This is a genomic window from Bacillus sp. NPDC060175 (assembly GCF_042728695.1).
Taxonomy (GTDB): domain Bacteria; phylum Bacillota; class Bacilli; order Bacillales; family Bacillaceae_G; genus Bacillus_A.
Genome location: NZ_JBHWYR010000052.1, coordinates 25,294 through 37,242, shown reverse-complemented (window position 1 = coordinate 37,242; position 11,949 = coordinate 25,294). Strand labels below are relative to the sequence as shown.

7 protein-coding genes and 2 pseudogenes are annotated in these 11,949 nt (G+C 34.0%); 4 read left to right on the top strand and 5 right to left on the bottom strand.

The window, feature by feature from the left end; translation table 11 throughout:
* The first annotated feature begins 17 nt into the window (after positions 1 to 17).
* Positions 18 to 1,886: a beta-glucoside-specific PTS transporter subunit IIABC gene (locus ACFWDE_RS22045; RefSeq protein ID WP_377894701.1), complete on the top strand. Its 1,869-nt coding sequence runs from the start codon at positions 18 to 20 to the stop codon at positions 1,884 to 1,886.
* A gap of 12 nt (positions 1,887 to 1,898) precedes the next feature.
* Positions 1,899 to 3,317, top strand: a complete 1,419-nt coding sequence (locus ACFWDE_RS22040) for a 6-phospho-beta-glucosidase (RefSeq protein WP_377894696.1) — start codon at positions 1,899 to 1,901, stop codon at positions 3,315 to 3,317.
* 752 nt (positions 3,318 to 4,069) lie between these two features.
* Here ACFWDE_RS22040 and ACFWDE_RS22035 read toward each other — a convergent pair.
* The 5 genes and pseudogenes from ACFWDE_RS22035 to ACFWDE_RS22015 form a co-directional block, all read right to left on the bottom strand.
* Positions 4,070 to 5,500, bottom strand: a pseudogene (locus tag ACFWDE_RS22035) (IS4-like element ISBce2 family transposase).
* A 155-nt stretch (positions 5,501 to 5,655) separates the two neighbouring features.
* Positions 5,656 to 7,512, bottom strand: coding sequence for an FtsX-like permease family protein (locus ACFWDE_RS22030; RefSeq protein WP_377894694.1), 1,857 nt, complete (start codon positions 7,510 to 7,512; stop codon positions 5,656 to 5,658).
* A gap of 15 nt (positions 7,513 to 7,527) precedes the next feature.
* The gene (locus ACFWDE_RS22025; RefSeq protein ID WP_377894692.1) at positions 7,528 to 8,289 is read right to left on the bottom strand and encodes an ABC transporter ATP-binding protein; all 762 of its coding nucleotides are present in this window, start codon (positions 8,287 to 8,289) and stop codon (positions 7,528 to 7,530) included.
* Positions 8,290 to 8,331: 42 nt separating this feature from the next.
* The gene (locus tag ACFWDE_RS22020) at positions 8,332 to 8,679 is read right to left on the bottom strand and encodes a YxeA family protein (protein WP_377894690.1); all 348 of its coding nucleotides are present in this window, start codon (positions 8,677 to 8,679) and stop codon (positions 8,332 to 8,334) included.
* A gap of 301 nt (positions 8,680 to 8,980) precedes the next feature.
* A pseudogene (locus tag ACFWDE_RS22015) lies at positions 8,981 to 9,139 on the bottom strand (two-component sensor histidine kinase); the annotation flags it as partial.
* A gap of 104 nt (positions 9,140 to 9,243) precedes the next feature.
* Between ACFWDE_RS22015 and ACFWDE_RS22010 the strand changes: the two are divergent.
* Both ACFWDE_RS22010 and ACFWDE_RS22005 read left to right on the top strand, forming a co-directional pair.
* Entirely contained in the window at positions 9,244 to 10,674 is a 1,431-nt protein-coding gene (locus tag ACFWDE_RS22010; RefSeq protein WP_377894688.1) for an IS4 family transposase, read from the top strand.
* A gap of 514 nt (positions 10,675 to 11,188) precedes the next feature.
* Positions 11,189 to 11,932: an amidohydrolase family protein gene (locus tag ACFWDE_RS22005; RefSeq protein WP_377894687.1), complete on the top strand. Its 744-nt coding sequence runs from the start codon at positions 11,189 to 11,191 to the stop codon at positions 11,930 to 11,932.
* Positions 11,933 to 11,949: the final 17 nt, after the last annotated feature.

The following is an 11,949-nucleotide window of genomic DNA, read 5'->3' as shown; positions in this document are numbered from 1 at the left end:
ATAAAGGAGTGTGTAGAATGAAATATGAAAAATTATCAAAAAAGATTATACAAGGGATTGGAGGAAAGGAGAATGTCAAAAGCGTTGTCCATTGCGCTACGCGTCTTCGCTTCCAACTAAATAATAAAACGCTTTTAGACAAAGAAAAGTTAGAACATTTAGAAGGGATACTTAGTGTTGTTGAGAGTACAGGACAAATTCAAATTGTAATTGGTTCAAATGTTGCAGATGTGTACAATGATTTAGTTCAAGTAGGAAACTTTAATAGTGGATCTGTTCAATCAAATAATCAACCAAAAGAAAAGGTAAAGCTCACAGCAATGATTTTCGAATTAATCTCTGGTACGTTTACACCACTCTTAGCACCACTTGCTGGAGCTGGGATGTTAAAGGCGATATTAGCAGTATTAGTTATGTTTGGTGTTCTTTCTGAAAAAAGTGGTACGTATGGAATCCTAGCAGCAGCAGGAAATGCTATTTTATACTTTTTACCTGTTATGATTGGTATTACTCTTGCTATTAAACTTGGTGCTAATGGATATATGGGTGGAATTATTGGAGCTTCATTATTAGAACCGAATTTTACTAGTCTAATGAGCAATGGAGATACAACTTCATTCTTGGGAATTCCTGTCCTATTAATGGATTATTCTTCAAGTATCGTTCCATCCTTTATTGCTGTACTTATTTATGCACAATTGGAGAAGTTCCTAAAAAAAGTTATCCATAAAGATTTACAATTATTTCTTTCTCCAATGATTTCATTGATTATTATAGTTCCATTAACAGTACTAGCGTTTGGGCCATTCGGAATTTATGTAGGAAAAATGATTACCTCTAGTATTAACTTTTTAAGCGAACACAGTGGATTACTGACTGGTGCAGTGATTGGAGGTACAATGATTATTTTAGTTGTCTTTGGACTTCATTGGGCACTCATTCCAATGAGTATCGAAAACTTAACGAATGGTGGAGATCCAATAGATCCAATGTGGGCAGCAAGTACATTTGCACAAATGGGAATCGCTTTAGGGATTTTCCTGAAAACGAAAGACAAAAAACTAAAATCTCTAGCAGGATCTACTACAATTACTGGTTTACTTTCTGGTGTAACAGAACCAATTATTTATGGCTTAATTTTAACTCATAAACGTACCCTAGCTTACGTCATTATTGTTGGTGCTATCGGAGGCGCATTTATTGGGTCATTTAAAGCCGAAGCGAAAGCGTTTATGCTGCATAGTATTTTTACACTAGGTGGTTCTACCACTCCATGGTTACCTTACTTTTTCATGATCTTACTTACAGTTGGTGGAGCTACACTGCTTACTTATTTCTTTGGATATGAAGATAAACCTTCAAAACAGAAGGGAAAGATGGAAGGGGAACCTAAGCAGCTGAGTAATCCTAATAACACGAAAAAAGTATTAAACAAACAAATAATTAACAGCCCATTATCTGGACAAGTCATCCCATTATCACAAGTAAACGATCAAGTATTTTCATCCGAAGCAATGGGTAAAGGTATAGCCATTGATCCTAATAAGGGTGAGGTGATTTCCCCAGTAAACGGGACTGTGACTACTATGTTTCCAACTGGACATGCAGTGGGAATTACCTCAGATGATGGAATCGAGATTTTGATTCATGTAGGAATTGATACAGTTCAATTAGATGGAAAGTATTACACTAAGCTTGTAGAGACAGGAGATTCAGTGTCGATGGGGCAATCTTTAATTCAATTTGAAATCGATAAAATTAAAGAAGCTGGATATGAAACAACGACACCTATTATTGTGACAAATAGCAATCAATTTCTAGATATTATTCAAACGACGAATCAATCCGTCTCAACTAATACTAATTTATTAACAATAGTTAAATAGGGGGTATTAAATATGAAACCATTCACTAAACCGTTTCCTGAAAATTTTTTATGGGGTGGAGCAACAGCAGCGAATCAAATTGAAGGGGCTTATAAAGAAGGTGGAAAGGGTCTTTCTACAGCAGATGTACTACCAAATGGTGTCTTTAGCCCACCAAATTTCTTACTAAATAGAGATTGCCCTTATCATACTGCAATTGACTATTATCATAACTATAAACAAGATATTGCTCTCTTTGCAGAAATGGGATTTAAATGCTTCCGTATGAGTATAGCATGGACTCGAATTTTTCCAAATGGTGATGAGTCTCAACCAAGTATAGAAGGATTAGCTTTCTATGATCAAGTATTTGCCGAATTGAAAAAATACCACATTGAGCCTATCGTAACAATATCTCATTATGAAATGCCTCTCAATTTAGTGAGAAAATATGGAGGATGGCGAAATCGTAAACTTATTGATTTTTATTTAAATTTTGCTACTACTTTATTTGAACGCTATAAACACGTGAAATATTGGTTGACGTTTAATGAAATTAATTTTGTAATTCATGCTCCTTTTACTGGTGGGGGACTCGAGTTTAAAGAAGGGGATCATAAGCAAAATATACAGTATCAATCGGCTCATCATCAATTTATCGCAAGCGCTTTAGCTGTAAAAGCAGGTCATGAAACGATAAAGAATAGTAAGATAGGTTGCATGCTTGCCTATGCACCAACTTATCCACATACTTGTAATCCTGAAGATGTATGGAAAGCTATGATGTTAGATCGTGAAACAGTATTCTTTACTGATGTTCAAGTTCGAGGATATTATCCGTCATATACTGAAAAATATTTCGCTGAAAATCAAATACAAATCACAATGGAACCCGGTGATGAGGAAATTCTCTCATCCCATAAAGTAGATTACCTAGGTTTTAGCTACTATAATAGCGGTACGGCATCTGCATCTCCTGATAAATATGAAACTTCTGCCGGTAACTTACAGGTTGGGGGTGTTAAAAACCCATACCTAAAGGTCTCAAATTGGGGGTGGGAAATTGATCCAAAAGGTTTACGCATAGCCTTGAATTTGTTATATGATCGATACCAAATACCTCTATTCATTGTTGAAAATGGTTTTGGAGCAATAGATGTACTAAATACAGAAGGTACAGTACATGATGATTATCGAATTAATTATTTGAAATCTCATATTACAGAAATGAAAGAGGCCATCACTGATGGAGTCGATTTATTAGGTTATACTACATGGGGACCAATTGATTTAGTAAGTGCATCAACAGCAGAAATGAAAAAGCGTTATGGATTCATCTATGTAGATAAGGATAATGATGGAAATGGAACCCTAAAACGTTATAGAAAAAAAAGTTTTGCATGGTATAAAAATGTTATTGCCTCTAATGGTGATAATTTGGATTCATTTTGAAATTAAATTTTAACACATTATCCGAAAAAATTCTCTTTCCTCAAGCGTGTACAGGGGGATAGCCCAACGATAGGTGGGAGAAATCTTTCGGTTTGGTGCAGCCAAAAGATTTCTGATAAACTAGAAACGGTTCTGTTGTAAAGTTTCTTAACACATAAAACGGTGAGGAAATTACAATTGAATTTTATGAAGCCGCTAATAATTTTTGTAATACGTTATACGACGAAAAGACGAGGTCTGATTGAAGACTTCGTCTTTGTTTATTTCGTTGGAATCTATAATTAAAGAGTATAAAGAGAAGAAATAAAGTAAAGTTATGAACCACCTAACTAACACATATTACTTCATAATGCACTTAGTAATTATATAATTTTTATATAGCTATATGGTTTATTATTTTGCAGTAGGGGGGATTTTGAAAAAGAAAGAAGAAGCATATTATCTGCATGTGTGCTAAGGGACAAAATTACGAAATTCATTAAAATAGAACCATGGCGTTCATTGAAAGAAGAAATGAATGTTTTAGGTTTCACGGACAGTGATATTTTTTAAGCTCAAATGGTATTATATGATCCGAATAAAGGCAATAAGCAAAAATAAAAGCAAGATAATAGGGATCACGCCACACATCCATCAACATAACGTATATTTTTATACAAAATGCGGTCTTTCCACGTAGTTTTTTATTATCTTTTATAGATGTTATAAAAGTAGGCACATCAAATAAACCCTGACGGGTTTCAAATTTTTCGCTATGCTACCTGATGGGCAGAAGTGGTATACTCATACACAACACCTAAAATATCAAAGACTGTTTTTTTCTCATATCTGTGAGATTTTCGTCCGTTTCGCTGTAGGAGGTTAAACAGACGAAGGAGAATCTTTGATAATTCTTGGGTGTTTTTATGTAGTGCTTGATGAAAAAGTAAGAAATAATCTTTAATTATGTACATCGCTTTATATTCACTTAGTTCTTTCTGTTTTTTACGTAACAGGAGTTCTCTCATTTTAAACATAGTAGAAGAACATAATAGGATACTAATGAGTTGTCCATAAAGGTGGCATTCTAATCGCTCTTGTTTAATAGATTTACAACGATGAATTCGAAACCAAGAATTCCATATTTTAAATAACAGCTCAATTTGCCAACGCAGTGAATATAAATCATAGATTTTCTCTTTCGGTACCCATTCCGTAGGAATGTTTGTCATATATACCGTAATTCCTTGTAAAAGTTTCGTACGCTCTGTATATGTAATCGCTTTTTTCTTTTCACGAATAGCTCGATCATGTAGACGTTTCTGTTTTTACTCCTCTGTACATCTATAAACCACAATGCGAGTGGATAGTTTGTCTTTGCTCCCTACATATACATCATGTAATTCATACACTTGGCCAGGTTGTAATTGGTTCATGATGTCTTCCAAATGAATTTGTATATATACCGGTCTCAATTGAGCAGGTTTTGTTTTAAATACCACTGTTTCGAATTCTTTTCTATATATTTTAGTTGGTAATTTAAGACGCGATAAATAATACCCTTCCTTATCTTGGATCGATTTAAAGTCTTGTAAACGAAAATACCCTAAGTCACGAATATATAGTTCATTCTTTTGTGTCATGTCCATTCGAGTCGCCCCATATGCCTGATCACTTCGTTTTCCTGGTTCAATTTTCACATCAGAAAACTCTCCACTCAACAAGTCATACTCTAATTGAATTTTCACACCAGCTGTATGACTACAGCCTCCGGCACCAGGATAAGTAGCTGCGAATCGATCTGGAACTTGAAAGGTTGTAGAATCAAGGATGCGAATCCGCTCAAAGTAAGCAGAAAGAGAATGAGAAATTGTAGATGATCCTCCAATTTTAGCTTGTAGAAGTGTAGTAAATACATTTCGAAAGAAGGCTACAGAAGCCGAGTTAAATCGTCGATTAAGTCCCTCAGGACTTAATAAAATTCCTGTTGAAGTTTCTAATTGACTACAAAGTTGAGTAAGAGAGGTTGTAGCGATTTGTTGATTTAACCATACACACAAAGATAAAAAATGGTGCCCATGGCACTTACGTTTTCGTTTCATTCCACCTGCTTCTATAGCTAATTGATTAAGTGTAGCGGGAGACATATATCGATATAACTCTTCGGCAAATAAAGACAGCTCTTGTTTTTGATGCATATTCATAAAAAGCACGTCACCCTTTCTCATTAACATAAGAGAATAGTAACGTGCTTTTAAGTTTAAGAATAGTCTAAATCCTTAAGTTGATGGATGTGGGGTAGCACCACACATCGCCATCAAGCTAAGAAAAGCATATACAGTAAAGCATCACATTCTTATTACTTTTTTTCAGGAAGAACAATTCCTTTATATAATTGAACTGTAATAAGGTAATAGATCGAATAGATAACTACGAAAATCAAGATTGGTAACCAAATACGGAAATATGGGTCAATTAAGATGAAACCAAAAATCTTCATACCCAATAATACATGAATTATACCTACTATCCCTGGAAATAAAAACACTAAAAATAACTCTGTATAAATGGATTTTGCTAATAATTCATGACGAACTCCAATTTTACGAAGCATTTCATAGCGTACAATATCTTTTGATGCACCAGAAAGGATCTTAAACATTAAGCAGCTTGCCATCATCGCAAGGAAAGCAATACCTAAAAAGAAACCCATAAATACTGTTCCGCTGGCACTGGCGTAAATCCCAGTATATATTTGATATTTACTAAAGATATCTTCAGCTGTGACATTTTTATATTTAACTAGCTGCAACTCGTCAATTTTTTTCCATTTATCTAAATATGATACAAAATCCTCAGTTTTTCCAATTACAACAATATTTTCTTTTTCTTGTATGCCATCGTACATTTTTTGATCTACTATTTTTTTTACTTTTTCCATGTAATTTAAATAGGTTGGTTGAAGAGAGCGTAAAGCGTCATCCCACTCTTCTGGGATAATATTTGTATTCTCCATATTCTTCTCCTCACCATATTTTGAAATTGCTCCTACAGGAGGATTTTCAGAAACTCGTTTTACTTTCCCTCTATCCTTTTTTTCTATTCCAGCTTGCACAAGTGGACGGCTTTTCTCTAGATCTTCTTTTAAGTAGTAAACACATTTATCATCTACTTTATAGTGATATTCATTCTTTTCTTTAAATGTAATACCATCTAAAATATTCTTTTCTTCTGCTGTTGGATTATGAATGACTGTATCGTATATTTCAAGTTGATCCGTCGATTGAATTACGTTATTTTTGAAAGCCATCCCACCTGAAATCGCCCCCGCACCAAGTGCTACTAACATTGCTACTGTTGCAAGTACCTTTGTTAAACTATTAATACGAAAGTTTAATTGAGCAAATGTAAAAGCATTAAGACCTTTCTCACTACGCTTTTTATTACTCTTTAATTTTTTAATAATAAGCGGAAGGACAGAAGTAAATAACATATACGTTCCTGCTGTAGTTGTGAGCATCGCAATCATAGGACCCTGTTCTTTTAACTTATTCATATAAATCATCGAAGCATATCCAATTCCTAATAAAATAATGGCTAAAAATGAAACAATCCCAGTCCACTTACCTTTAAACATTGTACGTTCTGCTGAAGCATCTGCATGTACAAGTTGCAGAACGGAGATGCGTGATAATTTCACACTATTCATAATGGCAGATAACACAAATAATACCAAGAAGAACATACAAGTAACTAACATAGATGGTACATAAAAGCCTTGGTAACCACTCGCAGTAAAATCCAGTTGCTTCATGAGGAGTGTACCAATCCCTTGTGAAAGCCCTATTCCTACTGTAATTCCAATTACTAAGGATACTGCCCCAATAATAATCGTTTCCAGAAACATAAGTAATGTAACCTTATGTTTTTTTGCACCTAACATCATATACATCCCAAATTCTTTTTGGCGAAGAGACATCAAAAAAGAATTTGCATATAGAACATAGAAGAATGTAATGATTGCTAATAGAGCTGAACCTGTTTGAAAAACAGGTGCAATTGACCGAATAGTAGTATTTGCTTCAACAAATGCTTTATTTAATGCTAGCGTTTGAAACATGTAAAAAATTGAAATTGACATAACAAGACCAACTAGTAAAACAATATAATCTTTTAGCTTACTTTTTAGTCCTGATATAGAAAGTTTAAATATCATGGTGGGTATCCTTTCTTATCCTTTTTGTGTACCTAAATCCGCAAGTACATCTAAAATTTCTTTATAGAACACTTCACGCGTACCACTACGATGAATTTCTTTATATAACTCACCATCTTGAATGAACAAAATGCGCTGGCAATAACTTGCACTATATGGATCATGCGTAACCATCATAATCGAAACATCTTGTTTTTTATTTAAATTTTTCATTGCTTCTAAAAGGCTTGTTGCATTTTTTGAATCCAGTGCCCCTGTTGGCTCGTCCCCTAAAATAATTGCTGGTTCATGTACAAGCGCGCGTGCTGCCGCGGAACGTTGTTTTTGTCCACCAGATACCTCAGATGGATATTTTTGAAGTATTTCTGAAATCCCTAACATATTGGCTACTTTCTTTACTTTTGGACCAATCTTACGCGATGGGACTCCTTGAAGTGAAAGTGGAAGTGCAATATTTTCATAAATAGATAGATTCTCTAATAAATTGAAGTCTTGAAAGATAAATCCTAATTTGTGAGAGCGAAAGTCTGAAAGCTCTCCTTGCTTCATTTTAGTGATATCGATACCAGCAATTTCAACAATGCCGCCAGTTGCTACATCTAATGTTGAAATTACATTTAATAATGTTGTTTTTCCTGAACCAGACGGTCCCATGATTCCAACAAATTCTCCCTCATGAATCGAGAACGATACATCTCTTAAAGCGTGTGACTGATTTTCACCTTTTTTACCGTACACTTTTTGAACATTTTTTACATTTACAACTGAGTTGTTCATAATATTCTCCTACCTTTGTTTTTAACTCGATAAATTCATTATTTATTTTTTTAGTTTTTCTTTTGCTTTCTCAGGAACTTCTTTTTCCCGCACTTTCTCAAATTCGTAAACATACTTTCCTTTTACATGAACCTTTAAATAAGAATCTGGATAATTATCCTTACCAGAAACCCCCACTTTAATGGTATTTTCATCGCCTGATTCATCAACTCCGTTTAACATGTAAAAATATCTCTTACCATCAGGTTTTGCTTCCCCTTTTGTAAGGACGTACACATCTTTTTCTTTCACTAATGGATTAAATCTATCTATTGTTTCTCCTCCCATATAAGTTAATAATCCACCTCCTACAACAACTAATCCTGACACTGCAATCCATGCTTTTTTCATCTATTTTTTCCGCCCTTCTTTTCCTATTTAATTAGATGCCATCTCATTCATTCTTTGGGATTTTAATGAGAATGATTATGCTTTCTAACACATTTCTAAGGATAGAGAGTGTTTCTTAATAAATACTGAGGGAATTTCTTAACTTTTTCTTAACAAAAGCTTTAAACTTTAATCATTAAATAATTTTTCAATCTAATAAAAAAGAACTCTTTTACAAGAGTTCTTTTTTACCCTGTTAACACAAGGCGCATTTTCAGTTTGTATCATTTCATTACACCTAGAAACAATTTATATAACATTATTACTTTTCTGCCTCAATGGGAAGTGAAATAATAAAACGCACAATACCGTCTTCATATTCTGCCCGAATGTCTCCGCTTTGCAAATCAATAATACTTTTTGCAATGGCAAGTCCAAGTCCAGATCCTTCTGAGACTCTGCTTCTCGATTGATCCTTTTTGGAATCGCGCCCCACATCCATCAACTTAAGGATTTAGACTATTCTTGAAGGTGAAAGCACGTTACTATTCTCTTATGTTAATGAGAAAGGGTGACGTGCTTTTTATGAATATGCATCAAAGTCAAGAGTTGTCTTTATTTGCCGAAGAGTTATATCGCTATATGTCTCCCGCTACACTTAATCAATTAGCCCTAGAAGCAGGCGGAATGAAACGAAAACGTAAGTGCCATGGGCACCATTTTTTATCTTTGTGTGTATGGTTAAATCAACAAATCGCTACTACCTCTCTTACTCAACTTTGTAGTCAATTAGAAACTTCAACAGGAATTTTATTAAGTCCTGAGGGACTTAATCGGCGATTTAACTCGGCTTCTGTAGCCTTCTTTCGAACTGTATTTACTACACTTCTACAAGCTAAAATTGGGTGGTTATCTAAGATTTCTCATGCTCTTTCTACTTACTTTGAACGTATTCTTATCCTAGATTCTACAACATTTCAAGTGCAGGATCGATTTGCATCTACTTATCCTGGTGCTGGAGGATGTAGTCATAAAGCTGGTGTGAAAATTCAACTAGAGTATGACTTGTTGAGTGGAGAATTTTCTGATGTGAAAATTGAACCAGGAAAACGAAGTGATCAGGCGTATGGTGCGACTCGAACAGGTATGGCACAAAAGAATGAACTATATATTCGTGACTTAGGCTATTTTCGTTTACAAGACTTTAAGTCTATCCAAGATAAGCAAGGATATTATTTATCACGTCTTAAATTACCAACTAAAATATATAGAAGAGAATTCGAAGCAGTGGTATTTAAAACAAAACCCGATCAATTGAGAGCGGTATATATACAAATTCATTTGAAAGACATCATGAAACAGTTACAACCTGGCCAAGTGTACGAGTTACATGATGTATATGTAGGGAGCAAAGACAAACTGCCTACTCGTATTGTGGTTTATAGATGTACGGAGGAGCAAAAACAAAAACGCCTACGTGATCGAGCTATTCGTGAAAAGAAAAAAGGAATTACATATACAGAGCGTACGAAACTTTTACAGGGAATTACGGTATATATGACAAACATTCCTACGGAATGGGTACCAAAGGAGAAAATCTATGATTTATATTCACTACGTTGGCAAATTGAACTGTTATTTAAAATATGGAAATCCTGGTTTCAAATCCATCGTTGTAAATCTATTAAACAAGAACGATTAGAATGTCATCTTTATGGACAACTCATTAGTATCCTATTATGTTCTTCTACAATGTTTAAGATGAGAGAACTCCTGTTACGTAAGAAACAGAAAGAGCTAAGTGAATATAAAGCGATGTACATAATTAAAGATTATTTTTCACTTTTTCACCAAGCATTAGACAAAAACACCCAAGAGCTATCAAAGGTTCTCCTTCGTCTGTTTAACCTCCTACAGCGCAACGGACAAAAATCTCATCGATACGAGAAAAAGACAGTCTTTGATATTTTGGGTGTTGTGTATGAGTATACCACTTCTACTCATCAGGTAGCATAGTAAAAAAATTCAAACCCATCAGGGTTTATTTGATATGCCTACTTTTATAACATCTATAAACGATAATAAAATACTACGTGAAAAGACAGCATTCTGTATGAAAATATACCTTAAGTTGATGGATGTGGGGTAGCACCACATCGCTATCAAGCTAAGAAAAAGAAATGCCCCCTAAATGAAATATTTACTTTTCTACAATAAACTAACAAACTAAAGTTTATATACGTAAAAAGAATTGCTGTTGTTAAATAAGCGACCTGATTACTTCTCATAATCATTCTTATGAGAAGTACAAAAAAGTTAGTATTTTACTAGCTTTTTTGTGTATACATTGTTCGTGAATAATAAAGTTGTTCAAAAATATTGATTATGTAATGGAATTTCATTCCACATCTTTTGTATTATTGTTATTCGATTAGATATACTTATAAATTTTGATAAGTAATAACTAATTTATTTATAGCAAAAAGAAGTCTATGCTTTATTTATAAATTCGTTTGAATGGAGTGAACCTATGAAAGTATTTGACACACATTTACATATTATCGATCCAGAATTTCCATTGTACGAAAATCAAGGGTATATGCCAGATCCATTTACGTCTGAAGATTATTTACGCACTGTCAGCAATTTAAATGTAATTGGTGGGGCAATTGTCTCTGGTTCCTTTCAAAAGTTTGATCAAACTTACTTAGTAAATGCATTACAAACATTAGGGAAGAACTTTGTTGGTGTCACGCAGTTACCCTATGATACATCAGATGATGAAATTATTAAATTGAATGAGAAAGGTGTTAAGGCACTTCGTTTTAACGTAAATCGAGGTGGTTCAGAGGATATATCACGTTTAGACAATTTTGCTAGAAGAGTATATGAATTAGTAAATTGGCATACGGAGCTTTATATTAATTCAAATGCCTTACCAGAGATAACTAATATATTAGAAAAACTGCCAAAAGTATCAATTGATCATTTAGGTTTATCAAAAGAAGGTCTCCCTAATTTATTAGCTTTAGTCGAAAAAGGAGTTCGAATAAAAGCTACTGGATTTGGAAGAATTGACTTTGATGCTGCTGAAGCAATGAAAGCAATTTATTCGATTAACCCTGATGCATTAATGTTTGGAACTGATCTGCCTTCAACAAGGGCAAAGATACCATTCCAATATTCAGATATAGAGTTAATTAAAAATGAATTTGAAGAAGAAGCCATAAAAAAAATTCTTTATAAAAACGCCTTTGACTGGTATCTAAAATAAGGGTTCGACCGCATCGT